Genomic DNA, 24897 nt, shown 5'->3' with positions numbered 1-24897 from the left:
TGGTATGCAGTCGCATGCCGTTTAGCCGCAGCCACGCCGCGGCGCAATCGGCCAGTTGCGCGCACCTTAATCCGATGGGCAAAAAAGGTATAGCCGGGCGGGTGCGTCATTTTTCTTCTCTCGGTCGGTCCATCTGCCATTGTGCCGGTGGCCCGCGTGTCTAGAATGCGAAGGGAGGGAAACGGAGAGATCGGGATGTTTCGTTCGGGGCTGAAAAAAACACGATTTGCGCAGATCCGGATTTGGGCGGCGGTCGTGGCGATGCTGATCGGGGTTCAGGCCAACGCGGCGGATATCGCGCCCTTTGTCGGAGCCTATGTCGGGTCGGCCCAGGTCGTGGATGCGGACGGAACCGCGACCCCGCGCGACATGAGCGTGCGCATTTCCGAAACCGACGAAGGGTTCAATGTCAGTTGGAAAACAGTGACATACAAGGCGGATGGCCGGGTGAAAGAACAGTCGTTCTCGGTTGATTTCCGGCCATCGGACCGGCCCCACATCTATTCGGCGGCCATGAAGCGCAACGTGTTCGGCCACGAGGTGCCGTTGGACCCGATGAAGGGTGAGCCCTTCGTGTGGGGCCGCATCGTCGGCGATACGCTGACCGTGTTTTCCCTGTTCATCGACCACGAGGGCGATTATGAGTTGCAGCAATACGACCGGACGCTGACCGAAGGCGGGCTGAAGTTGTCATTTTCGCGATTCAGCGACGGGCGCGAGGCGCGGTCGGTGGAGACCTTCCTGCGCAGGAAATAACCTTTCAGCCCTGCAATCGGCCGATCGGGGTTATTTGCGGAAACTGTCCAGCGATACGATGTCGGCGTCATGGTGCGGCTTGTCCTCGGGCTCGACTTCGATCGAGTCCTCTTCGGTCACCGCGATTTCCTCTTCGCCTTCTTCCGGGCCTTCGAAGCGCAGCCCGAATTCGACCGACGGGTCCACGAAGGTCTGGATCGCCGCGAAGGGGATGTACAGCGGTTCGGGCGAATCTCCGAAATTCAGCGTGATGGCAAAGCCGTCGTCATCGACGCTCAGGTTTTCGAACCAATGCTGCACCACGATCGTCATTTCATCCGGGTAGCGCTGGCGCAACCAGTCGGCAAGTTCGACACCGGGTGTGCGGGTGTCGAATGTGATGAAGAAATGATGCGCGCCGGGCAGCCCCGAGTCCGAGACCCGTTGCAGAACGGTCTTGATCAGGCCGCGCATGGCGGTGTGCATTAGGTTGCCGTAGTCGATGCCTTGCGACATGTCTTGTCCTCGAAAGTGGTTGCCCCAAGCATAAGGGATTCGGGCGGAAACGAAAGGCCCGGCAGCGCCGGATTGTTCAAAGAAAATGCAGGGCCAAACCTGCCGCGGCCATGGCGGCCAACGCGACCCCGAAACCAGATTTCAGCCGGAATATCAACAGCCCGGCGACAATTGCCAGAGCAAGCGCCTGAAAATTCAGGCTGGATGGAACGGGTATCGGGATCGAGACGGGGCCAAGGCCGTACCGGGCCACGTCCGCGAAAACCACGTTCAGCGCGAACCACACCGACAGGTTGAGAATCACTCCGACGACAGCCGCCGAGATTGCGCTCAAGGCGCCGGACAGGCGCGGATTCCGGGCGATGTGATCCAGATACGGGGCCGACAGGAAGATCCAAAGAAAGCAGGGAACGAAAGTCGCCCAAAGAGCGACCGCCCCTGCGATCAGGGCCAAACCGGGGCCGCCGGCGATCTGACCGGTCAGCATGGCCACGAATTGGGTCACCAGGATCAAGGGCCCCGGAGTTGTCTCGGCCAGGCCCAGCGCGTCGATCATCTGGTCGGCCGAGATCCAGCCATGCTGCGCCACCACCGTCTGGGTCATGTAGGTCAGCACCGCGTAGGCGCCGCCAAAGCTGACGACCGCGAGTTTGGCAAAGAACCAGCCCAGATCGGCCAGCAGCGTCTGACCCGACGCCGTCAGCACAGCCAGCGGCAAAAGCCAAAGCGTCATCCAGAACAAGGCGGTGCGCATCGCATGTCTTTCGGCTGGGAGCCCATCCGGATCGGACTGCGGACGTGTCGTTCGGGCGGCCGCGTACCCCCAGGAACCGGCCGCCAGGACGATCAATGGAAAGGGCAGATTCAGGGCAAAAATGGCCAGAAAAGCCAGCCCTGCGATAACGCGAGACTGCAGCCCAGACAGGGCCTTGCCCGACAGGTTGATCAGGGCCTGCAGCACGATTGCGATGACGGTCGCCTTGACGCCCAGAAAAGCCGCCTGGACAGGCGGCAGATCGCCATAGGCTGCATAGAGCAGTACCAGCGCAGCGATCACGATTGCGCCGGGCAGAACGAAAAGCGTGCCGGCGATCAGCCCGCCGGGCACGCCCCGCAGGCGCCAGCCGGCATATGTGGCCAGTTGCATCGCCTCGGGGCCGGGCAGCAGCATGCACAGCGACAGGGCGCGCAGAAACGTCTGTTCCTCCAGCCAGGCGCGGCGGTCCACCAGTTCCCGGTGCATCAACGAGATCTGGGCGGCCGGCCCACCAAAGGACAGCAATCCGATACGGCCGAACACCCGGACAAGATCCGCGACCGAGGGGCTCATCGGCAGTCCACGACCAGGATGGCCGGAGTGCCGGGGGTCGGCGCGTGTAGGCGAGCGAGCCAAGGCCAAGGCCGCATGCCTGACGGGTGTACTCGCACCCGCTGCGGAAAGTGACCCTCAACCACCGGCCCTGCCATGGCACACGCCCTTTCGCATTTCGGTATCTGGCAGCCCACGCCCTGCCTTGGCGGGCGCGTTGCCGGTCTCGGTCCTTGCTATGCGGGCTTTGCCTGTGCGGTCAAGAACCGGTCAGGCCCAATCCAACCGCTGCCCGGTCATGCAGACGGGCAATGTGTCCTGCGGAAACTGGCCGAGCTGTTCGAACAGCGACACGAAATCGAACTGATTGTAGGCTTCGACCATCTTGTCACCCTTGAATCGCGCCATGACCTGCCCCGTGACCTCAAGCGGCGCACCATTGTCGGCACGCGATGTGCGCACATGCAGGACCGCCGAGGCCCAGTCGCCGCTTTCGATGATTTTCGGCAGGTCCACCTGAATGTCGCCCAGCACATGGCGGAAGGCCATCACCAAGTCACGGAAATCATCGGCGCCGACCTGCATTTCCGGTATCAGCCCTTCGGCCATCGTTTCGGGCGCGAAATATTCGTCGATCGCATCGACATTGCCTTTTTCCCAAACCTCCGAGTACCAGGCCCGAAGAATCTCTGCATGAGTCATCGCAACTCTCCTGTCTAGCTGAGGAGAGATTTGCGCATAGAGGTGAAGAAACCCTGAACATTGTCAGGATCCAGTCAAAAAACGCAGACAATTGGATGGGAAAGTGCAGGTTTCTGTTGCCAGGTACCTGCGGACCCCGCCTTACGCGGCTAGGCGCAAGGACTTAGGTTTCGGTCTGGTTACTGCTTACGCAGCAACGGCAACCGGAGCACGATTGTCATTTGCAATTGTACTGTTTTCGCCGGTAACGGTGGCAGACAGCCGGGACAAAGCTAACCCCTTTAGACGTTCGTCGATCCTGTTTCGGCCCCATGATCCCCAAATGAAGGATATATGGTGGAGCCGCCGGGTACCGCCCCCGGGTCCGATCCGCTTATTACGAGCGCGTTTATGTCCATAGTCCCGAAGGACAGCATTTATATAGGTGAGGATATTTGCGGATGCAAACCCCCAATGCGCGGAATCGTGGCGATTTTTTCAACCGATCACGCGGGCTTCGCCAGGTTGGCGGCGATCAGCCAGATTGCCAGAACCAGTTCGATTCCGCCGAAGGTCAGCGCCTTGGCCAAGGGCGGCTCGTCCAGTAGAACCGACACGAACCGACCCAGCGCCGCGCCCGCATAGACGACGCCCAGCATCGCGTAGGCCATCGGGTGGTTCAGCCACATTACCGCGATGCCGGTCACGACGAACAGCCCGCCGACCGAGGCCCGCATCTCGCTGAGGCCCATCGTGCTGTTGGTGGGCGCAAGATCCAGCGCGGCCGCCGTCCAGGCCGGGGCCAGAAAGCCGAAAAGGCCAAAGCCGATGGTCAGAAGGGCTGCGATGATGTTGAGTGTTCCGGTCATTGGGGCCTCGCGTGTCAAATGCTTGCCCAATGAACCTAATCTGTTTCGGGGCAGGGGGAAGACCTCAGATTGCGGCCCAGAGGCCGAGCGCACCCACAAGGATCAGGCTGAGCGCCCAGACCATTTCCAGGTTGAACCAGCTGCGCGACAGAAACTGCAGGCCTAGCCAGCGATAGACCGCGAAGGCCAGCGCGCCGCCGCCCAGCATCATCGCGCCTGTATGGACCGCGGCCACAGCCAAGACCAGCAGGCCATTGGTGCCCATGATCTCGGGCACGGCTCTGTGGCCGGTATCCAGCTCGTCCAGCCCGCACAGGCCCAGATAGATCGGGACCAGCATCAGCGCCGCACCATGCGCCAGCGCCACCAGAAATGACCACAGCGCCAGCCGACTGGGCGGCACGCGCGCCAGGAACCTTGGGTGGCGACGGGTGATCGCGATGTAGAGGCCCATGGCGATCACGATCAGGGCCGCTCCGATCCGGATTTCGCGCTGAAAGTCCACAAGGATGGTCATCAGCGCAAAGGGCAGCAGCACGCCCATCATGGCCACGAAATGCCCGCCCGCCAGCGCTACCAGCGCATGCCAGAGGGCGTGTTGGCGCTGCTCCATCAATGCCGCCGACACGGCCAGCGGCCAGCCCATGCCGGGGTTCAACCCGTGATAGGCGCCGCTCAGAACAACGGCCAGCCAGAGGCCGGCCGTCGATGTCATCAAGACGTCCAATTCAGACCGAAGGATAGCAGAAACTGTCGGTGGAGCAGTCTCCGCCCTCAAGCCGGATCTGATGGGCGCGATAGCCTTCGGGGAATTCGACCCAGAAGTTCCTGTCGAGCTTCAGGCCGCCTTTCTTGCCGACATCCGCCTTGACCATCGCCGCGCCGCGCTCGCCGGGATAGAAATGGTCATCCCACGTGGAATAAAGCGAATTGGTCCAGTAGACGCGTTTGCCGTCACGGCTGATCTCGACCATCTGCGGGCCATAGCCAAAGTCCTTGCCGTTGGGGTGCTTGGTCTTTTTGACGATTCCGCCGATCTCGACCTTGCCGGCCAGCTTGGGTTTCATCGGGTCCGAGACATCGTATTGGTGCATTTCACCGGTGCCCCAGCACGCGACGTACAGGTATTTGTCGTCGAGGCTCAGGTCGATGTCGGTGACCAGCGGCGGCACCGCCGAGAACCCTTTCAGCAGTTCGGGAAGATCAGCAGGATCAGCGGGTTGCGGGTCGATCGTGATGGTCTTTTTGGCGTGGAACTTGCCTTTCTTGTCGCGCCACCAAGTAAAGATTGCGCCCTGCAGGTTGGTGGTGTCGACCACCACGCCGCAGAACCCGTATTCCTTGACCGGATCGTGCGCGGGCCGGATTTCCAGCGCCATCTGGTGGTTCTTGCCCAGGTCGATGGTCTGGATGTTCGTGCGGTCGCGCAGGTTCCAGAAATGGATCCGGTGGCCATATTTGTTCGAAAGCAGATCTTTGGCCACGATCCCGTTTTCGAATTGCGGCGGCAGGCCCCATTCGGAACTGACCATGTAGTCGCGCGGCAGATTCCACCAGAAATCATAGTGCTTGTCCTGCACGCCGCGCTCGATCTCGTAACGCCCGATGATGTCGAAGGTTTCGCAGTCCATGATGAAAATGCCCGGAGGCCCATCGGTGCCATCTGGTCCGCCGCCACCCAAGGTGCTGACATAGATGCCCTCGGGGCCGCAGTGGATCGTGTGCGGGCGGGAATATCCCGTTTTTGCAAAGACTTCCTCGGGTTCGATGATCTTGTGGATATAGGCCTGAAGCGGGTCCTTTACGTCGATGACGTAGATCCGGCTGGAACGGATTCCGGGGATGATCAGGTATCGGCGCTCAAGGAAGGCGTGGCCGGTCAGCGGCGACAGGGCCGAGGAACAGGCGTTCCAGCCGAAATGGTGAAACTCGTCGCCCTTGTTGGGCATCATCACCTTGTGAACGATCTTTCCGTAATCACTCGAAGTTGGGTCGACATTCACAACCGCCAGGCCATCGGGCTGCGAGAAATCGGGGCTGAGCATCAGCGTGAAGGCCAGGGTCTCGGGCAGGGCCTCCATGGCCAGTTTGGCGGATGGATAGAATGTCGGATCCGGTCTTTTGTTCATAACGTCCTCCCTTAAGTCATTGAAAATCAATTTTATTGAGAGTGCCGGTCTTCCCGCCGGATAATGATCTGCCTGCCCGAGTGTCCTTTCCGTTGATGTGATGCGTCAAGAATTATTCCAGCGGCGCTCAGGCCGGTTTCCGCCGACGTTCGGCCACGTCATGGGCCAGGCGGCGCGTGTAGGTTTCCAGCTCGACCAGCGCGGCGTCGACGGTCTCGGCGTCGCGCGCCTCCAACGCGTCGGCGATCTTGCTGTGCAGGCGGATGATCTCTTCGCGCGAGCGGGCGGTGAAGGTGATCATGTTCATCAGGGGCTGCATCGCCTCGACCGCGCCGGCCAGTTGATAGGACAAAACAGGGTTTTCCGCACCATCGACCAGTGCCCGGTGGAAGGCCACGTCCGAGGCGCAGAAGGCCTCATCCGTCAAACCGGGCTGCGCCTGGCGGAAGATTTCCGCGCGCATGGTGGCCAGGTGATCCGCACTGCGCCGTTGGGCTGACAGGGGCGCGCAGGCCCGTTCCAACGCATAGCGGGCCTCGCAGGCCGTATCGAAGCTGACCTCGTTCATCGACAGCAGCAGCGTCGAAGTGGTGATCTGCTGGGAATAGGCGTCCTGGAAGCTCAGCCGGTTGACGAAGGCACCCCCGGTCGCGCCGCGCTGGGTGCGGATCAGCGATTGCGCCGCCAGCCGTTTCAGCGCCTCGCGCACGGTGGGGCGCGACACCTGGAACTGGTCCGCCAGCTCGGCTTCCGAGGGCAGGCGCTCGTCCACGATCAGCTCTCCGGATACGATAGCATCGCGGATGGCCTGGGCGATCTGGGCGGACAGGTCGGTGCTTTTCTGCGGGTCGATTTTCATCTTCTGGGGGTCACCGTGAAAAATTTATTTGTCTGACATTTAAAAGTCTGACATTTGAAAAGCAAGGAGTGAGTCGCAGGGAGGGCCGTGACCGTGGATCGGATAAGAGCCATGACAGCACCGCATTGGCTGGGCCTGTTCGCCGCGATCCTGTTGGCCTGGGGGGCGCTGTACCTGATGGCGGTGCCGGCCGAGATGCGCGCCCTTGGTGCGGTATACGGCGAGGATTTCTGGCGCAGCCTGTGCACGGTAACCCCTGATGCGGCGGGGCTGCTGAAGATGGTGGCCATGTGGGCGTTGATGTCGGCGGCGATGATGGCGCCGACGGCTTTGCCGGCCTTTGCCACCTATGACGACCTGTCCCACGCCGCGCAGGGCACAAGGTTCGGGCATTTGCTGGCGGGGTATCTGACGGTCTGGCTGGGCTTTTCCGTTCTGGCCGCGCTGGCGCAGATGGCGCTGTACCGGGCGGGCGCGGTGAACGGGCTGGGCGAAAGCGTCTCGGGGCTGCTGTCCGCAGGCCTTCTGGCCGTCGCCGGCCTGTACCAGTTTTCGGCCATCAAAGAGGCCTGCCTGAGCAAGTGCCGCCATCCGCTGACCTTCTTCATCCAGCATTGGGAGGAAGGCCCCTGGCGCAACGGTCTGCGGTTGGGGCTGGTCTGTCTGGGCTGCTGCTGGGCGCTGATGCTGCTGGCCTTCGTGGGCGGCGTGATGAACCTGGCCTTCATGGGGCTGGCGACGCTGCTGATGGTTTTCGAAAAATTGCCCGACCTGGGCCGACTGGTGACCCGTCCGCTGGGCGTGGCGTTGCTGGTCGGGGCCGCCTGGGTCGCGTTCACGACAGTCTGACAAGAGGAGAGACAGACATGGCTTTGGATACGGTGGGCACGGTGCCCTGGACCATCAAGGGCGAGTTGATCCTGAACTGCAACTGCACGGTGTTCTGCCCCTGCGTGGTCAGCCTTGGAAAGCATCCGCCGACCGAGGGCTACTGCCAGGCCTGGGCGGGTATCCGCATCGACGAGGGCCAATATGGCGACGAGGACCTGTCGGGTCTGAACGTCGGCCTGTTCCTGGAAATTCCGGGCAACATGGGGCGCGGCAACTGGAAGGCCGCAGCCTTCATCGACGACCGCGCTTCCGAGGCGGCCTATGAGGGGCTGGTGAACATCTTCTCGGGCGCGGCGCGGGGTACGACCGGGCTGTTCTCGGTTCTGGTCAGCGAGTTCCTGGGGGCCGAGCGGTCGCCGGTGCATTTCGAGACCGAAGGAAAGGAACGCCGCCTGATGGTCGGCAAGAAGATCCAGGGCGCGGTTGTTCCGGTCGAGGGCAAGGACGGCAAGGAGATCGTCGTCACGAATACCGAATACTGGATGGGGCCCGACATCACCGTGGCCACCGCGACCAAGGGCAAGGTGCGTGCCTTTGGCCGGGTCTGGGATTTCGACGGCCGTTCGGCCGAGATCTGTCAGATCGACTGGCACGGACCCCGGTAATGATCACCGGCGCCTATGCCCGGCGGATGGCCCGCTATAACCGCTGGCAGAACAGCCAGTTGGCGGACTTTCTTCAAGAGCTTTCGCCCGAGGAATTGACACGGGAACGTGGCGCATTCTTCGGGTCGATCCTGGGCACGGCGAACCATCTGCTGTGGGGCGACTGGAGCTGGATGCCGCGGTTCGACGCGGGTCCGGGCCCGGATAGCCCCCCCGACAGCAAAGGCGGCGGTATCCATGAGAGCGTCCATCTGTGCCCCGATCTGGATCACTGGCTGCCGTTGCGCGAAACGATCGACGCGCGGATTGGCGCCTGGGCGGATACCTTGGGAGATGATCCGATCACTGGGGCGCTCACGTGGTATTCCGAAGGGAAGGAGAAAAATATTTCAATGCCTTACGCAGAGTGTGTGATCGGTTTCTTCAACCATCAGACGCATCACCGGGGACAAATCCACAAAATGCTGACCGAGGCCGGTTCCGAGGCGCCGGTCAGCGATCTCGTTTTCATGCCGCAGGAGGTCTAGGTGCCACAGATTTCTTTGTCGCGCCGGTTGCGGCGCACGCCGTTTTCCGATGGGGTCGAGGCGGCCGGTGTCAAAGGCTATACCGTCTACAACCGGATGTTGTTGCCGACGGTGTTTGAAAGCGTCGAGGCCGACTATCGGCATCTCAAGACCCATGTGCAGGTCTGGGATGTGGCCTGCGAGCGGCAGGTCGAACTGCGCGGCCCCGATGCGGCGCGGCTGATGCAGATGCTGACACCGCGCGACCTGCGCGGCATGTTGCCGGGCCAGTGCTACTATGTACCGATCGTGGACGAAACCGGGGGTATGCTGAACGATCCCGTGGCGGTGAAACTGGCGGATGACCGCTGGTGGATTTCGATCGCAGACAGCGATTTGCTGTTGTGGGTCAAAGGCTTGGCGAACGGGTATCGACTGGATGTTCTGGTGGACGAGCCGGACGTGTCGCCCTTGGCGGTGCAGGGTCCCAAGGCGGATGACCTGATGGCGCGGGTCTTTGGCGACCGGGTGCGCGATATCCGCTTCTTCAAGTTTGACATGTTCCAGTTCGAGGGGCGTGATCTGGCGATTGCGCGGTCGGGGTATTCCAAACAGGGCGGGTTCGAGATCTATGTCGAAGGCGGCGACATCGGCATGCCCTTGTGGAATGCGCTGTTTGCCGCCGGAGAGGACCTGCAGGTGCGGGCGGGCTGCCCCAACCTGATCGAGCGGATCGAGGGCGGGTTGCTGTCTTACGGCAACGACATGACCGACGACAACACGCCCCATGAGTGTGGGTTGGGCAAGTTCTGCAACACGCATACGGCCATTGGCTGCATCGGGCGGGATGCTCTGCTGCGGGTGGCCAAAGAGGGGCCGGTTCAACAAATCCGTCCGATCGCGATCGAGGGAGACGCGGTGCCCCCCTGTGATCGGCCGTGGCCGGTTTATGGCGATGGCAAGCGTGTGGGTCAGGTGACCTCGGCCACCTGGTCGCCGGATTTTCAAACCAACGTGTCGATCGGTATGCTGCGGCTGAGCCATTGGGATCCGGGGACACGGATTGAGGTCGAGACACCGGACGGCATGCGGAGCGCAGTCGTGCAGGCGAAGTTCTGGATTTGAGCCGGGAAGGGGGCTCTGCCCCCGTCGCTGTGCGACTCCCCCGGGATATTTGGGGCCAGATGAAAGAACCGTCTGGCCGAGAGGAAGGAAGGGAATGTGAGCATGTTCAACGCTTTGGTGATGGAGAAGGACGAAGAAAGCGGGCTGGCAAGTCCGGTGATCAAGCAGATTTCGGAAGACGATCTGCCGCATGGGGATGTGCGGGTGGCCGTGGAGTACTCGACCGTCAACTACAAGGATGGATTGTGCATGTCGCCCAAAGGCGGCGGTCTGGTCCGCAACTATCCGCATGTGCCCGGGATCGACTATGCGGGAACGGTGGAGGAGTCTTCGGATGCCCGCTACAAGCCCGGCGACAAGGTGGTTTTGACCGGGTGGCGCGTGGGTGAGGCGCATTGGGGCGGATATGCCCAGAAGGCCAGCGCGCTGGCCGACTGGCTGGTGCCACTGCCCGAGGGGTTGAGCACGCGCCAGGCCATGGCGGTGGGGACCGCAGGCTTTACGGCGATGTTGGCGGTCATGGCGCTGGAAGATCATGGTCTGACGCCGGATCGTGGGCCGGTTCTGGTGACCGGTGCCGCCGGTGGCGTGGGCTCGGTCGCGACCGCGATTCTGGCGAATCTGGGCTACGAAGTCGCAGCCGTGACCGGGCGACCGGAGGCTGGGGAGTACCTGAAATCTCTGGGGGCTGCGACCATCGTGCCGCGCGAGGAGTTGAATGAGACCACCAAGCGCCCACTCGAGAGCGAGACATGGGCAGGCTGCGTCGACGCGGTGGGCGGTGCGATGCTGGCGCGTGTGCTGGGTCAGATGAAGTATGGCTGCTCGGTCGCTGCCGTCGGGTTGGCGGGGGGCGCGGCTTTGCCGGCAACGGTGATTCCGTTCCTGCTGCGGGGGGTGAACCTGCTGGGCATCGACAGCGTGATGCAGCCCTATGAAAATCGCGTACGCGCGTGGAAACGGATCGCGACGGACCTGCCGATGGACAAGCTGGAGTCGATGATCCAGCCGGCAACCCTGAAGGATCTGCCCAAACTGGGCGAAGACATTCTGAAGGGCCGGGTCAAGGGCCGCGTCGTGGTTGACGTGAACGCCTGACCTTCGGATTGTCGTCAAAACGAAACCGGCCTCGTCGGGGCCGGTTTTTTGTTCACGTATTGACGTGCCTGGGGCAAAAGGAGTCGGGCTGTTGAAGCATTTGGCGATCATCATTGCTATACATCCCATTTGCGATGGCTTATGACCCTAGCAAACAGGACCTGAATACGGGGAGTGAGCAGCATGTCTGATGACTTCGAACTGGACACCGACGATCTGAAGCGCCGCATGGAGGGCGCCATGGCCAATCTGCGCACTGAGTTTGCGTCGCTGCGCACGGGGCGGGCCTCGGCTTCGATGCTGGATCCGATCATGGTGGACGCCTATGGGTCGATGACGCCGATCAATCAGGTGGGCACCGTGAACGTCCCCGAGCCGCGCATGGTGACCATCAACGTGTGGGACAAGTCTCTGGTCGGCAAGGTGGAAAAGGCCATCCGCGAGAGCGGTCTTGGCATCAACCCGCAACTGAACGGCACCATCATCATGCTGCCGATCCCCGAACTGAACGAGGAGCGTCGGCGCGAATTGGGCAAGGTGGCCGGGCAGTACGCTGAACATGCCCGTGTCGCCATTCGCAATGTGCGCCGAGACGGAATGGACCAGATCAAGAAGGCCAAGGCCGACGGTCTGTCCGAGGATGACCAGAAATTCTGGGAGAACGAGGTGCAGGAACTGACGGATCAGATGATCAAGGCCGTCGACGCCGCGCTTGAGGCGAAACAGGCGGAAATCATGCAGGTCTGAGACGCGGAGATGCCCAAGGATCCCCTGAACGGCGAGTTGTGCGGGCCGCGCCATGTGGCCATCATCATGGATGGCAACGGGCGCTGGGCCCAGGCGCGCGGCCGTCCGCGTCTGTTCGGGCATCATGCCGGGGCGCGGCGCGTGCGCGAAGTGGTCGAGGCCTGCCCGGGACTGGGGATCAAATATCTGACGATCTTTGCCTTTTCGACCGAGAACTGGAAGCGGACCCAGGTTGAAGTTGCGGGTTTGATGAGCCTGTTCAAGCGGTACATCATAAAGGAAACCCGGACGTTTGCCGAAAACGGCGTCAGGGTCCGGTTCATCGGAGACCGGGTCCGCCTGGATGCCAAGCTGATCGAGCTGATGGACCAGCTGGAACGGGAAACCGCCGACAACGACCTGGTGCATCTGACGGTGGCGCTGAACTATGGCGGCCGGGACGAGGTGGCGCGCGCGACCAAGCGGCTCGCCAAGGATGTCGCCGAAGGCAAGCTGCGCCCCGAGGATGTGGACGAAGAGACGCTGCCGAAATACCTGGATACGCGGGTGCTGCCCGATCCTGATCTGGTGATCCGGACCAGTGGCGAGGCGCGGATCTCGAATTTTCTGCTGTGGCAGTCGGCCTATTCGGAATACGAGTTCATCGACACGCTGTGGCCGGATTTCACGGCCTCGGAGCTTGAGCGACTGTGCAAAAGCTACGGATCGCGTGAACGCCGGTTCGGAGCCGTCCCCACATGAGCGACGGGCGTTGGTCCGATCTGACCGCCCGCGTTCTGTCGGCGGTGGTCCTGGTGGCAATCGGCGCGGTCGAGGTCTGGCTGGGCGGGCTGTGGTTCGAAACCTTCATCGCCGCCGCCTGCGGGATCATGATCTGGGAACTGGTCCGCATGGTTGACCCGCAGCGGTCCGGCGTCGCGGTGCAATTGTCCGTGCTGACCGGCGTTGCGGTTCTTTTGGCCAACTATCTGCCACCTGTGGCCACTTTGCCGGTTCTGATCGCGCCGGCGCTGGTCGGGGCCGGGCAGGTGGCGCGCGCACGCGGAACCTATGCCCTGTTTGCGATCTGGATCGCGGTGGCGGGTTTCGGATTCATCTCGATCCGCGAAAACATGGGCTTTGGCTGGATGGTCTGGCTGATCGCGGTCGTCGTCGCCACCGACGTGGCGGGCTATTTCGCGGGCAAGACCATCGGCGGTCCGAAATTCTGGCCCAAGGTCAGCCCCAAGAAAACCTGGTCGGGCACGGCGGGCGGCTGGGTTGCCGCCGCCGTGGTGGGCGCCGCCTTCGCGGTTTATGCAAGCCTCGGGGTCGGTCTGGTTCTGATCTCGGTTCTGGCCTCGATGGCCAGCCAGGCCGGAGACATCGTGGAAAGCGCGACCAAGCGGAAATTCGGCGTCAAGGACAGTTCGGACCTGATTCCGGGCCACGGCGGGTTCCTGGACCGGTTCGACGGCATGATGGGGGCATCGCTGCTGGTTCTGATCGCAAGTCTGTTCTACGCCCCCGGAGAGATGTGATGCGCAAGGTTTCGATCTTTGGCGCCACCGGTTCGATCGGGCAGAACACCATCGACCTGATCGCGCGGGATCCGACTGCCTATCACGTGGTGGCCGTGACCGGTGGCGCGAATATCCGGCAACTGGCCGAGGACGCCCGGCGCCTGCGTGCGCAGATCGCCGTGACTGCGTACGACGACAGGTTGGAAGACCTGCGCGCCGCGCTGGCGGGCAGTGGAATCGAAGCGGCGGCCGGCTCAACCGCGCTGGTCGAGGCCGCGGCGCGTCCGGCCGACTGGGTGATGTCGGCCATCGTCGGCGCGGCGGGTCTGGCGCCCGGGCTGGCGGCACTGGAGCAGGGGGCGACTCTGGCGCTGGCCAACAAGGAAACGCTGGTCTGTGCCGGGTCTTTGGTGCTCGAGACCGCAAGGCGGCATGGCGCGCGCCTGCTGCCGGTGGACAGCGAGCATTCCGCCGTGTTCCAGGCCCTGGTGGGCGAGGACATGGCCGCGGTCGAGCGTATCATCATTACCGCCAGCGGCGGGGCCTTTCGCGACTGGCCGGTCGAGCGGCTGGCGCAGGCGACGGTCGAGCAGGCGTCGAGCCATCCGAACTGGAACATGGGCCAGCGGATCACGATCGACAGCGCGTCGATGTTCAACAAGGCGCTCGAGGTCATTGAAACCAGGGAATTCTTCGGGATCGCGCCCGACCGGATCGAGGTCGTCGTCCATCCCGAATCGATCGTTCACGCGCTGGTCGGGTTTCGCGACGGGGCGGTGATGGCGCATCTGGGCGCGCCCGACATGCGCCACGCGATCGGCTATGCGCTGCACTGGCCCGAGCGACGCGAGTTGCCGGTGCCCCGGCTAGATCTGGCCCGTCTGGGACAATTGCGGTTCCGTGACCCCGACCCCGAGCGCTATCCGGCGCTGCGGCTGGCGCGCGAGGTCATGGCGCGCGGAGGTCTGTCCGGCGCGGTGTTCAACGCGGCCAAGGAACGCGCGCTGGATCACTTCATCGGCCAGCGCATCGGATTTCTGGACATGTCCGACGCGGTGGCGGCGGTTCTGGACCGGTTCGAGGACGCAGGCGACCTCATTGATGCCCCGATGACCCTTGATAACGTGTTGAAAACGGACCATCTGGCACGTCAATGGGTGGATGACGCCGTACTGAGAAGAGCAGGATAGACTTTTGGACATACTCTCGCTGATCCCGCAATTTGGTGGATTGATCTACACGATCGCTGCCTTCGTCGTGGCCCTGTCGGTGATCGTTGCCGTGCATGAATATGGCCACTACATCGTCGGGCGCTGGTCGGGGATCCATGCCGAGGTGTTCTCGATCGGGTTTGGCCCGGTGTTGTGGAGCCGCGTGGACAAGCGCGGCACGCGCTGGCAGATCGCGGCGCTGCCGTTCGGGGGCTATGTCAAGTTCCTGGGCGATTCCAACGCCGCGTCGGGCAAGGATGCGGAGGCGATGGACGAGATCGCCAGCAAAAGCCCCGAAGACCTGCGGCAAACGATGCACGGTGCGCCGCTGTGGGCGCGCACGGCGACGGTGGCTGCCGGGCCGGTGTTCAACTTTGTCATGTCGATTCTGGTATTCGCGGCGATCTTCTGGTCGCAGGGAGTGACCCGCGAACCGTTGACCGTGGGCACGCTGAAACCGCTGCCGGGAACCGTGCAGGAACTGCGCGAAGGAGACGAGATCTTGGCGATCGAGGGCATCCCGGTGCCGGATTTCGACGCCGAGGGCGCCTGGTCCGATTTCACCGATGCTCTGCCCGAAAAGCCGGTGCTGACCTATACCGTCCGGCGTGACGGCCAGACCATGGATGTCGAGGCGCCGTACCTGTTTCCGCCGCTGGTCGGGCGGGTCGCACCGCGCAGCGCGGCGATGGACATCCAACTTGCGCCCGGCGACGTGATCACCGCGGTGGACGGAGAGCCGATCTTTGCCTTCGATCAGTTGAAGGAAAAGGTCGAAAGCTCGAACGGCAAGGTGCTGTTGCTGGATGTCTGGCGTGATGGGGCCGAGCTTGAATTCGCGTTGGCCCCGCGCCGGACCGACGAACCGCAGCCCGATGGCGGTTTCAAGACCCATTGGCGGATCGGGATCGTCGGCGGGCTGATGCTGGAGCCGGCCACCGAACCGGCAGGGCTGTTCGAGGCCGCGGGCGCCGGCCTGCAACAGACCTGGCGCATCATCGAGGGGTCGCTTTCGGGCATCTGGCACATGATCACCGGGGCTATCAGCACCTGCAACATGTCGGGGCCGATCGGCATTGCCGAAACGTCGGGCGACATGGCCAGCCAGGGCGCGCAGAATTTCCTGTCGTTCATCGCGGTACTGTCCACCGCCGTGGGCCTGTTGAACCTGTTCCCGATTCCCGCGCTGGATGGGGGCCACCTGATGTTCTACGCCTACGAGGCGATTTCGGGCAAGCCGCCCAGCGAGCGGGTGTTCCAGATCATGATGGGCATCGGCGTGACACTGATCCTGACCCTGATGATTTTCTCGCTTGGCAACGATCTGTTCTGCTGATTGGGGCGGCTGCGCCTTTTGGATGCCGCAAATTTGCCTCAATTGCGGCGTAGGTGATGGCTGTTCCAACGAAGTGGGCTGAGGATCATGACGGGTACGTTGCGGAAATCATATCGTGGGATCAACTTCCTGTTCGTCCTGAATTGGGATCTTCTGCTCAGTTTTGGCATCACCGCGCTGGCCTTGGCGGGCGGGGCGGTTTTGGCCTCTTTGTGATTCTGTTCCAACACCGGTTCTTGCTGCGCGGCCCCTGACGGTCGCGCTTTGCGTTTGGGCTTTTGACAATATGAGCCTTTAAAGGTACTCAAATTCAAAGTCCCAGAACCAGGCAGAGAAAAACATGGCATACAGGGAAGACGCGGGCATATCCTGCGGTGCAGTCGGGCCGGAAAACAAGATTTTGTGGCGGCTTCTAACGGTTTTTTTCCTCGTTTCAGCGCTTTGGCTTGCGGTATTGTCGCAGTCCGCATGGGCGCAGACATACACGTTCAACTCGTTCGACGTCGAAGGCAACCGGCGGATCGAAACCTCGACGATCATCAACCGGACGGGAATCACGCCCGGTCAGACCGTCACGGCGGGCCAGTTGAATGACGCGTATCAGCGTTTGCTTGACAGTGGTGTTTTTGAAACAGTCGAACTGATCCCGCGCGGCAGCACGCTTGCGATCAAGGTCCAGGAATACCCGACGATCAACCGCATCAGCATCGAGGGCAACCGGCGGGTCAAGGATGACGTCCTGCTGGATGCGATTTCGTCGCAGCCGCGCCGGGTGTTCACCCCGCAGGTGGCCGAGGCCGATGCCGACGTGATCGCCGAGATCTATTCGGCCCAAGGCAGGGTGTCGGCCACGGTCATTCCGCGCATCATCCGTCGCAGCGACAACCGCGTCGACCTGGTGTTCGAGGTCGCCGAAGGCACCACGATCGAGATTGAGCGCGTCAGCTTCGTGGGCAACCGCGCCTATTCCGACCGCCGTCTTCGGCGCGTGCTGGAGACCAAGCAGGCCAACATCCTGCGGACCTTCCTGCGCGGCGATACGTTCATCGCCGACCGAATCGAGTTCGACAAGCAGGTCCTGCGTGATTTCTACCTGTCGCGCGGCTACATCGATTTCCGCGTCAACAGCGCCAATGTCGAATTCACCCGCGAACGGGATGCGTTCTATCTGGTGATGAACATCACCGAAGGGCAGAAATTCGCGTTCGGCAAGGTGACGACCGTCAGCGAGATTCCTGGCGTCGATCCGGCGCCTTATCAAGCCGCGTTGAGGATCAAGCCGGGCGTGACCTATTCGCCCACGCTGATCGAGAACTCGATCACCCGGCAGGAGCGGCTGGGCCTGAAGAACGGTGTCGATTTCCTGCGGGTCGAGCCGCGGGTGACCCGCAACAACCGCGACCTGACGCTGGATGTCGAATTCGTCCTGACCAAGGGGCCGCGCATCTTCGTCGAACGCATCGACATCGAGGGCAACACCACCACGCTGGACCGGGTGATCCGTCGCCAGTTCGACACGGTCGAGGGTGATCCGTTCAACCCGCGCGAAATCCGCCAGAGCGCCGAGCGCATTCGTGCCCTGGGCTTCTTTGCGGTCGCCGATGTGGACACGCGCGAAGGGTCCAGCCCCAGCCAGGTCATCGTGGATGTCGATGTCGAAGAGCAACCCACCGGCTCGCTGAGCCTGGGCGGCAGCTATTCGGTTTCGGACGGGTTCGGCATCGCGATCGGACTGGAAGAGCGGAACTTCCTGGGCCGAGGCCAGGCTTTGGGCGTGACGTTGTCCACGGCACAGGATTCCGAACAGTACATCCTGAATTTCACCGAACCCTACCTTCTGGGCCGCAAGCTGCGCTTCGATCTGGGGCTGGGTCTGTCCTCCACGAACTCGAGCTTTGCCAGCTATGACACGAAGACAGCGTTCTTCAACCCGCAACTGAGCTATGCGATCGGAGAGCTGTCGTCGCTGAAGCTGCGCTACAATTGGAGCGACAGCGAAATGACGCAACAGGATGGCGAGACCAACGGCGCGGTGATCGCCTCGGAAATCGCCCAGGGCAAGCGGTCGACCAGCTCGCTGGGCCTGTCCTATGTCTATGACAGCCGGATCGGCGGGTTGAACCCCAATGCGGGTGCGTTGTTCGAAGTCGGCGTGGATGCGGCCGGATTGGGGGGCGACAACAAGTATCTCAAGACCTCCGCCCGCGCCATCGCCCAGACCAAGGTGCTGAACGAGGAAATGACCCTGCGCGCCTCGTTCGAGGCCGGCGCCCTGCATTGGCAGGGGGATGACTTCAGCCGGACCGTCGACCGCTATGTACTGGGGCCCAACATCTTCCGCGGGTTCGAGCCCGCAGGTCTGGGGCCACGGGACCTGTCGAACGGCCAGGACGACGCGATCGGCGGCAACCTGTACTGGGTCGCGCGCTTTGAATCCGATTTCCCGCTGGGCCTGCCCGAGGAACTGGGTCTGCGCGGTGGTGTCTTCTATGACGTCGGCAACCTGTGGGACATCGACAATGTCGACACGACCGGGGCCAATATCGTCGGCGCCGACGGGTCGCTCCGCCATGTCATCGGCGTGTCGCTGCTGTGGGATACGCCGTTTGGCCCCTTGCGCTTCAACTTCTCGAAAGCGTTGGTCAAGGAAGACTTCGACAAAGAACAGAACTTTGACTTCACCATTCAGGCGCGGTTCTGACGTCCATGCTGAAACACATTTCCAGAACAGTGCGGGGCCCTCTTTGGGCCCTGTGCATTTTGACCTTCGCCTTGGCGGCAGGCCTCGCGTCGGCTCAGCAGTTGGGCATTCCGCAATCGGGGGTGCTGACCATATCCAGTGACCGGATGTTCGCCGAGTCCGCCTTCGGCAAACGGGTTCGGGCCGAGGTCGAGGCCGAAAGCCGTGCGTTGGCCGAGGAGAACGAACGCATCGTGGCCGAGCTGAGCCGCGAGGAAAAGGAGCTGACCGACAAACGCGGCGTCCTGACCCCGGACGAGTTTCAACCGTTGGCCGAGGCGTTCGACAGGAAGGTCCAGTCGCACCGCGAAAACCAGCGTGCCAAGCTGGATGCGCTGTCGCGACGCAGCGAAGAGGCGCGGGTCAGGTTCCTCGAACTGTCTCGCCCGGTTCTGATCGATCTGCTGCGCGACACGGGGGCGTCGATCATCATCGAACGCGCGAACGTCTTTCTCAGCTCGGATGCGTCGGATATCACCGATGCGGCCATCCGGCGGATCGACGCCGCCATCGGCGACGGGGCCGGGCTGGAAGAGCGTGACGAACCCTAGCGCGGCTTGCTCTCGCACGGCGGTATTGCTAACCACGCGGAAACCAGACCTCGAAAACAGGACATCCGGAACATGACCACGGACACCAAGAGCGCCGACATCCAGCTGATCCAACGGATCCTGCCGCATCGTTATCCGTTCCTGCTGGTTGACAAGGTTGTCGAAATCGACGGCTATCAGTCGGCGGTCGGCATCAAGAACGTCACCATGAACGAGCCGCATTTCCAGGGTCATTTCCCCGGAACGCCGATCATGCCCGGCGTGACCATCGTCGAGGCGATGGCCCAGACGGCTGGCGTGATGCTGGGCGTCGGCATGGACGTGATCGACAGCGAGCTGCTGATCTATTTCATGAACATCGACAAGTGCAAATTCCGCCGCAAGGTGGTGCCGGGCGACGTGCTGAAGATGCATGTGGAAACCGTGCGCGGCAAGAAAGGCGGCAAGATCTTCAAGTTCAGCGGCCGCGCGACCGTGGACGGTGAAGTGGCGGCCGAGGCCGAATTCTCGGCCTATGTCGACTGGGACATGGAAAAGACAGCATGAGCCGCATTCATCCCAGTGCCATCATCGAAGACGGTGCGCAGATCGGTCAGGACTGCGTGATCGGCCCGTTCTGCCATGTCGGCCCCAAGGTCCGGCTGGGCGACCGGGTCGAGCTGAAATCGCATGTGGTCGTGACCGGCGACACCTCGATCGGGGACGACTGCGTGATCTTCAACTTCGCCGTGATCGGTGAAATCCCGCAGGATCTTAAGTTCGGCGGCGAGGACACCCGGCTGGAGATCGGCAAGCGCAACCGCATCCGCGAGCATGTGACGATCAACACCGGCACCGAGGGTGGCGGCGGCGTGACCCGCATCGGTGACGACTGCCTGCTGATGGCCGGGGTCCATGTGGCCCATGACGTGCAGATCGGCAACCGGGTGATCATGGTGAACCATTCCGGCGCCGCCGGTCACTGCATCATCGAGGATGACGTGATCATCGGCGGCATTTCCGGCCTGCATCAGTGGGTGCGCGTGGGCCGCGGCGCCATCATCGGCGCGCTGACCATGGTGCCCAACGATGTCATCCCCTATGGCCTGGTTCAGGCTCCGCGGGGCGAGTTGGAAGGTCTCAATCTTGTGGGACTTAAGCGGCGCGGCGTGTCGCGGGCCGACATCTCGGCCCTGCGTGCTGCCTTCCGCGAGATGGCGCAAGGCGACGGGACCTTCATGGACCGCGTCAAGCGGCTGGGGGACGATACCGACAGCGACTATGTCCGCCGGATCGTGGAATTCGTGACCGGCGAGTCCGACCGGTCGTTCCTGACGCCGAGGAAATGAGCCGATGCTGGCCTTGATCGCGGGAACGGGCGTTTTGCCGGATGAACTGGTCTCGCACCTGGCCGAACGTCCGCTGATCTGCGCGCTTGAGGGGTTCGAGCCCGACAGGCTGCGCCCCGACATCACCTTTCCGCTGGAACAGCTCGGCAGCTTCATCGCCGAGCTGAAGGCGCGCGGCGTGACCCGTATCTGTATGGCCGGTGCGGTGCGCCGCCCGAAAATCGACCCCAGCCGCATCGACGCGCTGACCGCGCCGCTGGTTCCGATCATCCAGCAGGCGCTGGTGTCGGGCGACGATGGCGCGTTGCGGGCGGTGATCGGCGTTCTTGAAAATGCCGGTCTGCAGGTGCAGGCCGCGCACCAGATCGCGCCCGACCTGCTGCCCCCTCTGGGATGCCTGACTCAGGCGCACCCGACCGAGGCCGAGCTGGCCGATGCCAACCGGGCCGTCGGCGTGTTGCGGGCGATGGGGGCCGCCGATATCGGGCAGGCCTGCGTGGTGCATCAAGGGCAGGTTCTGGCGGTCGAGGGCGCCTTCGGCACGGCCTGGATGCTGCAATCGCTTGCTGCGCGACCCGATGCCGGTGGCGGCATTCTGTTCAAGGGGCCCAAACCCGGTCAGGACCGGCGCGCCGATCTGCCCGCCATCGGGCCGGACACGGTGACCGGCGCGGTTGCGGCGGGATTGTCGGGAATCGTCGTCGAAAAGGGCGGGGTGATCGTGTTGGACCGGCCCCAAGTGATCGCGGAATGTGACCGCCTGGGCCTGTTCCTGCATGTGCACGAGCGGGCGGTCTGATGCGTGTCTTTCTGGTCGCCGGTGAGCCGTCGGGCGACCGTCTGGGCGGTGCGCTGATGGAGGGGTTGAAGACCCTTGTTCCGGACATCGAATTCGACGGGGTCGGCGGGCCGCTGATGCAGGCCCAGGGTCTGGTCAGCCGCTTTCCGATGTCCGAACTCAGCGTGATGGGCCTGGTCGAGGTTCTGCCCAAGTTCTTTCACCTCAAGAGCCGCATCGCCGAAACCGCGCAGGCCGTTCTGGACACCCAGCCCGACGTTCTGATCACCATCGACAGCCCAGATTTTTCTCTGCGCGTGGCCAAGCAGGTCAAGGCGCGCAGCAATATACGGACCGTGCACTACGTCGCGCCCAGCGTCTGGGCCTGGCGCCCCAAGAGGGCCGACAAGATGGCCAAGGTCATCGACCATGTTCTGGCCCTGCTGCCGTTCGAGCCGCCCTATATGGAAAACGCCGGAATGGAATGCGACTTCGTCGGCCACCCGGTGGCAAGCGAGCCGGTCGCAACCGATGCGCAGATTGCACAGTTCCGCGCCGATCACGGCCTGGGCGACGCGCCGATCCTGCTGGCCTTGCCCGGATCGCGCCGGGGCGAGGTCGATCGGCTGGCGCCCGTATTCGGCGCGGCGCTTGACCTGTACCTGAAAGACCGCCCCGACATGCGGGTGGTGGTTCCGGCGGTCGCGCATGTGGCCGATACCGTGGCTGCCCATGTCCGGTCCTGGAAGGGGCAGCCGGTCGTGGTGGACCCGCGCAACATCGACACGGATCAGGCGGTGGCCAGCAAGCGTGCGGCCTTTGCGGCCGCCGAGATCGCCCTGGCCGCGTCCGGCACGGTTTCGCTGGAACTGGCGGCGCAGTCCACGCCGATGGTGATTGCCTATAAACTGACCTGGCTGACCCAGAAGATCGCCGAGCGCATGGTCAAGCTGGATACGGTCACGCTGGTCAACCTGGTGTCCGAGACCCGGACAGTGCCGGAATGCCTGCTGGATGATTGCACGCCCGAAACCATCGCCGCCGCGCTTGCCTCCGTGTCTGCCGCGCCGGGCGCGCAGGAACAGGCCATGGCCGTCACGATGGAGCGTCTCGGTCGCGGTGGCGAAGCGCCCGGCCTTCGGGCTGCGCGCGCGGTGTTGGAGCGGATGACGCCGTGATGCTGGGCCAGGTGGTCTTTGCAGCGTCGGCCTTCATGGCGCAGGTGCTGACCAATCTTGACAACCTCATGGCGCTGGTCGCCCTGATGATCGTCACCGGTCCGCAACGCGCGGTTCTGGGGTTTTTGCTCGCACAGGGACTGGTGATCGGCGCGGCTTTCCTGCTGGCGCTGGGGGTCGAGGATGTGGTGCCGCACTGGGCCGGCTACCTCGGCGCCATCCCTCTGGCCTTGGGGCTTTCCGGGGCCGTGCGACAACTTCGCGGAGCAAATTCCCAAGATGCACCCGCTGTGCCGGGCAGCGCCTCGGCGCTGGTGATCATGCTGTTGTTCACAAGTCTTTCGATGGACACGTTTTCGGTCCTCGCGCCATTGCTGGCCGACTCAACCCCCAATTTCCGACTGGCAGGTGCGCTGGGGGCCGGTCTGGCTGCGCTCTCGCTTGCGATCGTGGGGCTGATCGGAGGGCGCGCCCGGATCATGACGGGACGCGTGGCGCAGCGGCTTGAATACCTTGTGCCTTACGTCATGATCTGCGCCGGGCTTTATGTCCTCAGCAATTCGTGGACCGACGCGGTTCAGTAACCGCGCCAGATCCAGCCGCCGCCGAAGATGCGGCTGCCCCCGGTTTCATAGAACACGCAGGCCTGCCCGGGCGAGACACCTTCTTCGGGCGTCAGCAATTCGACCTCGGCCGTGGTGTCGGTCAGCGGACGGATGATCGCCTCGCGCGGGGGGCGTGTCGAGCGGACCTTGACCGAGACGTGCCATTCCTTTTGGGAGGTAAAGGGCGCATCGCCCAGCCAGTTGATCTCGCGCACGGGGATGGTGCGGGTGGCCAGCATTTCCTTGGGGCCGACGACGACCTGTTTGCGGTCCACGTCCAGCTTGACGACATAGAGCGGCTCGCTGAGGCCACCGATGCCAAGACCGCGCCGCTGGCCGATCGTGTAGTGGATCACGCCGTCGTGCTGGCCCAGAACGCGACCGTCGGCGTGAACGATCTCGCCGGGTTCGGCCGCGCCGGGGCGCAGTTTCTCGATCACGCTGGCATAGTTGCCGTTGGGCACGAAACAGATGTCCTGGCTGTCGGGCTTGTCGGCCACGCTCAGCCCGTATTGCGCGGCCATCTGGCGGGTCGCGTCCTTGGACGGCAGATGCCCCAGCGGGAAGCGCAGGAACTCCAACTGCTCGGGCGTGGTTGAGAACAGGAAATAGGACTGGTCGCGGTTGGCGTCTTCGGCGCAGTGCAGTTCAGGGCCATTGGGGCCCATTTTGCGCTGGATGTAGTGGCCGGTCGCCATGCAGTCGGCTTCCAGATCCTTGGCGGTTTCCAACAGATCTTTGAACTTGACGCGCTCGTTGCAGCGGATGCAGGGCACCGGAGTCGCGCCAGCCAGATAGCTGTCGGCGAACTCGTCGATCACGGCGTCCTTGAAGATGTTCTCATAATCCAGAACGTAGTGCGGAAAACCGCGTTCCTCGGCCACGCGGCGGGCGTCGTGGATGTCGATCCCGGCACAGCACGCGCCCTTCTTGGCCAGCGTCGCCCCGTGGTCGTACAGCTGCAGCGTGACCCCGACAACGTCATAGCCCTGATCCGCCAGATACGCCGCCACGACCGAGCTGTCGACGCCGCCCGACATGGCGACGACCACCCGCGTTTCCGACGGGGGTTTGGCAAAACCAAGCGAGTTGAGCGGAGTCTCGGTGTCGAGGGCCATGGGCTGTTCCAGTCCGGGTTAAGAAAGACCGGCAGAATATAAGAAAATTCTACGCACTCTCAAGGGGCGGTTTCACGCCACATTAAGTAGACTGGCGGCAGCTTTGTGACACAAGAAAAAGGGTCGCAGGATGTATTTGCACAAAGTCGAGGGACCAAGGTCGATAACCCTGCCGGATGGAACGGTTCTGTCACGCGCCGATCTGCCGCCGCCCGATACCAGCCGCTGGGTCGCCTCCAGGAAGGCCACGGTGGTGCGCGGCGTGCTGTATGGCCTGATCACCTTGTCGGACGCCAAGAAACGCTATGGGCTGAGCGACGAGGAGTTCAACAGCTGGGTTGCGGCGGTGGCCGAACACGGAATCGATGCACTGAAGGTGACGGCGATAAAAAAATATAGACAACCTAAAGGAGAAAGCGAATAAATGAATCAACGGTAACGTCAGATTAACCATTTATGGTCAGGCTCGGATCGAACCGG

General features: G+C 62.9%; 27 protein-coding genes and 1 other RNA gene. 19 read left to right on the top strand and 9 right to left on the bottom strand.

The features are described 5' to 3' along the window. Nucleotides 1–195 precede the first annotated feature (195 nt). On the top strand, nt 196–756 hold the full coding sequence (locus F3H26_RS06080; RefSeq protein WP_149775161.1) for a hypothetical protein: 561 nt from the start codon (nt 196–198) through the stop codon (nt 754–756). Between the two features lie 30 nt (nt 757–786). On the opposite strand, the gene F3H26_RS06075 is transcribed toward F3H26_RS06080, so the two are convergent. The 8 genes from F3H26_RS06075 to F3H26_RS06040 form a co-directional block, all read right to left on the bottom strand. Continuing rightward, nucleotides 787–1251 carry an SspB family protein gene (locus F3H26_RS06075; RefSeq protein ID WP_149775160.1) on the bottom strand — a complete coding sequence of 155 codons (465 nt, stop codon included), beginning with the start codon at nt 1249–1251 and terminating at the stop codon, nt 787–789. Between the two features lie 76 nt (nt 1252–1327). Then, the gene (gene chrA / locus F3H26_RS06070; RefSeq protein ID WP_149775159.1) at nt 1328–2581 is read right to left on the bottom strand and encodes a chromate efflux transporter; all 1254 of its coding nucleotides are present in this window, start codon (nt 2579–2581) and stop codon (nt 1328–1330) included. 249 nt (nt 2582–2830) lie between these two features. Further along, a complete protein-coding gene (locus F3H26_RS06065) occupies nt 2831–3262 on the bottom strand; it encodes an ester cyclase (protein ID WP_149775158.1) in 432 nt (143 codons plus the stop codon). Between the two features lie 102 nt (nt 3263–3364). Next, nucleotides 3365–3712: a transfer-messenger RNA gene (gene ssrA / locus F3H26_RS06060) on the bottom strand. Between the two features lie 35 nt (nt 3713–3747). Continuing rightward, entirely contained in the window at nt 3748–4110 is a 363-nt protein-coding gene (locus F3H26_RS06055; RefSeq protein ID WP_149775157.1) for a DUF4345 family protein, read from the bottom strand. Nucleotides 4111–4174: 64 nt separating this feature from the next. Then, nucleotides 4175–4825: a hypothetical protein gene (locus F3H26_RS06050; protein ID WP_188127711.1), complete on the bottom strand. Its 651-nt coding sequence runs from the start codon at nt 4823–4825 to the stop codon at nt 4175–4177. Nucleotides 4826–4838: 13 nt separating this feature from the next. Then, a complete protein-coding gene (locus tag F3H26_RS06045) occupies nt 4839–6239 on the bottom strand; it encodes a selenium-binding protein SBP56-related protein (protein WP_149775155.1) in 1401 nt (466 codons plus the stop codon). Nucleotides 6240–6366: 127 nt separating this feature from the next. Further along, nucleotides 6367–7098, bottom strand: coding sequence for a FadR/GntR family transcriptional regulator (locus F3H26_RS06040; protein ID WP_149775154.1), 732 nt, complete (start codon nt 7096–7098; stop codon nt 6367–6369). Between the two features lie 111 nt (nt 7099–7209). Here F3H26_RS06040 and F3H26_RS06035 point away from each other — a divergent pair, with 111 nt between their 5' ends. From F3H26_RS06035 to F3H26_RS05955, 17 genes are all read left to right on the top strand, one after another. Beyond that, complete coding sequence (locus tag F3H26_RS06035) at nt 7210–7947, top strand: DUF2182 domain-containing protein (protein WP_149775153.1); 738 nt, start codon at nt 7210–7212, stop codon at nt 7945–7947. A 17-nt stretch (nt 7948–7964) separates the two neighbouring features. Beyond that, nucleotides 7965–8594: a DUF1326 domain-containing protein gene (locus F3H26_RS06030; protein ID WP_005983316.1), complete on the top strand. Its 630-nt coding sequence runs from the start codon at nt 7965–7967 to the stop codon at nt 8592–8594. Next, a complete protein-coding gene (locus F3H26_RS06025) occupies nt 8594–9121 on the top strand; it encodes a DinB family protein (RefSeq protein ID WP_149775152.1) in 528 nt (175 codons plus the stop codon). Before F3H26_RS06030 ends, F3H26_RS06025 begins: the two co-directional genes overlap by 1 nt. After that, complete coding sequence (locus tag F3H26_RS06020) at nt 9122–10225, top strand: dimethylsulfoniopropionate demethylase (RefSeq protein ID WP_149775151.1); 1104 nt, start codon at nt 9122–9124, stop codon at nt 10223–10225. 102 nt (nt 10226–10327) lie between these two features. Continuing rightward, nucleotides 10328–11323: an acryloyl-CoA reductase gene (gene acuI / locus F3H26_RS06015; RefSeq protein ID WP_149775279.1), complete on the top strand. Its 996-nt coding sequence runs from the start codon at nt 10328–10330 to the stop codon at nt 11321–11323. Between the two features lie 183 nt (nt 11324–11506). Next, nucleotides 11507–12070: a ribosome recycling factor gene (frr, locus tag F3H26_RS06010; RefSeq protein WP_149775150.1), complete on the top strand. Its 564-nt coding sequence runs from the start codon at nt 11507–11509 to the stop codon at nt 12068–12070. 9 nt (nt 12071–12079) lie between these two features. Further along, nucleotides 12080–12811, top strand: coding sequence for an isoprenyl transferase (locus F3H26_RS06005; protein WP_149775149.1), 732 nt, complete (start codon nt 12080–12082; stop codon nt 12809–12811). Further along, the gene (locus F3H26_RS06000) at nt 12808–13590 is read left to right on the top strand and encodes a phosphatidate cytidylyltransferase (RefSeq protein ID WP_149775148.1); all 783 of its coding nucleotides are present in this window, start codon (nt 12808–12810) and stop codon (nt 13588–13590) included. The genes F3H26_RS06005 and F3H26_RS06000 overlap by 4 nt, the downstream gene beginning before the upstream one ends. Then, nucleotides 13590–14762, top strand: coding sequence for a 1-deoxy-D-xylulose-5-phosphate reductoisomerase (gene dxr, locus F3H26_RS05995; protein WP_149775147.1), 1173 nt, complete (start codon nt 13590–13592; stop codon nt 14760–14762). Before F3H26_RS06000 ends, dxr begins: the two co-directional genes overlap by 1 nt. A gap of 4 nt (nt 14763–14766) precedes the next feature. Further along, complete coding sequence (rseP, locus tag F3H26_RS05990; RefSeq protein ID WP_149775146.1) at nt 14767–16119, top strand: RIP metalloprotease RseP; 1353 nt, start codon at nt 14767–14769, stop codon at nt 16117–16119. Between the two features lie 340 nt (nt 16120–16459). Next, entirely contained in the window at nt 16460–18820 is a 2361-nt protein-coding gene (gene bamA, locus F3H26_RS05985) for an outer membrane protein assembly factor BamA (protein ID WP_223162448.1), read from the top strand. Between the two features lie 71 nt (nt 18821–18891). Then, complete coding sequence (locus tag F3H26_RS05980; protein WP_223162447.1) at nt 18892–19410, top strand: OmpH family outer membrane protein; 519 nt, start codon at nt 18892–18894, stop codon at nt 19408–19410. Between the two features lie 72 nt (nt 19411–19482). Further along, nucleotides 19483–19956, top strand: coding sequence for a 3-hydroxyacyl-ACP dehydratase FabZ (gene fabZ / locus F3H26_RS05975; protein ID WP_149775144.1), 474 nt, complete (start codon nt 19483–19485; stop codon nt 19954–19956). After that, nucleotides 19953–20738, top strand: a complete 786-nt coding sequence (gene lpxA / locus F3H26_RS05970; RefSeq protein WP_149775143.1) for an acyl-ACP--UDP-N-acetylglucosamine O-acyltransferase — start codon at nt 19953–19955, stop codon at nt 20736–20738. Before fabZ ends, lpxA begins: the two co-directional genes overlap by 4 nt. 4 nt (nt 20739–20742) lie before the next feature. Continuing rightward, the gene (locus tag F3H26_RS05965) at nt 20743–21537 is read left to right on the top strand and encodes an LpxI family protein (RefSeq protein WP_149775142.1); all 795 of its coding nucleotides are present in this window, start codon (nt 20743–20745) and stop codon (nt 21535–21537) included. Beyond that, on the top strand, nt 21537–22694 hold the full coding sequence (lpxB, locus tag F3H26_RS05960; RefSeq protein ID WP_149775141.1) for a lipid-A-disaccharide synthase: 1158 nt from the start codon (nt 21537–21539) through the stop codon (nt 22692–22694). Before F3H26_RS05965 ends, lpxB begins: the two co-directional genes overlap by 1 nt. Then, on the top strand, nt 22694–23278 hold the full coding sequence (locus F3H26_RS05955) for a hypothetical protein (protein WP_223162446.1): 585 nt from the start codon (nt 22694–22696) through the stop codon (nt 23276–23278). The genes lpxB and F3H26_RS05955 overlap by 1 nt, the downstream gene beginning before the upstream one ends. Here F3H26_RS05955 and mnmA read toward each other — a convergent pair. After that, nucleotides 23272–24417: a tRNA 2-thiouridine(34) synthase MnmA gene (mnmA, locus tag F3H26_RS05950; RefSeq protein WP_149775139.1), complete on the bottom strand. Its 1146-nt coding sequence runs from the start codon at nt 24415–24417 to the stop codon at nt 23272–23274. The two genes, F3H26_RS05955 and mnmA, sit on opposite strands and share 7 nt — an antisense overlap. 130 nt (nt 24418–24547) lie before the next feature. Between mnmA and sciP the strand changes: the two genes are divergently transcribed. Next, nucleotides 24548–24841 (top strand): CtrA inhibitor SciP, encoded by a 294-nt coding sequence (sciP, locus tag F3H26_RS05945; protein WP_149775138.1) that lies wholly within the window; start codon nt 24548–24550, stop codon nt 24839–24841. Nucleotides 24842–24897 lie beyond the last annotated feature (56 nt).

The sequence above is a fragment of the Ruegeria intermedia genome, from assembly GCF_900129345.1.
GTDB lineage: Bacteria > Pseudomonadota > Alphaproteobacteria > Rhodobacterales > Rhodobacteraceae > Ruegeria > Ruegeria intermedia.
The sequence above is the reverse complement of the archived record's forward strand: the minus strand, read 5'-3'. Positions and strand labels throughout refer to the sequence as shown.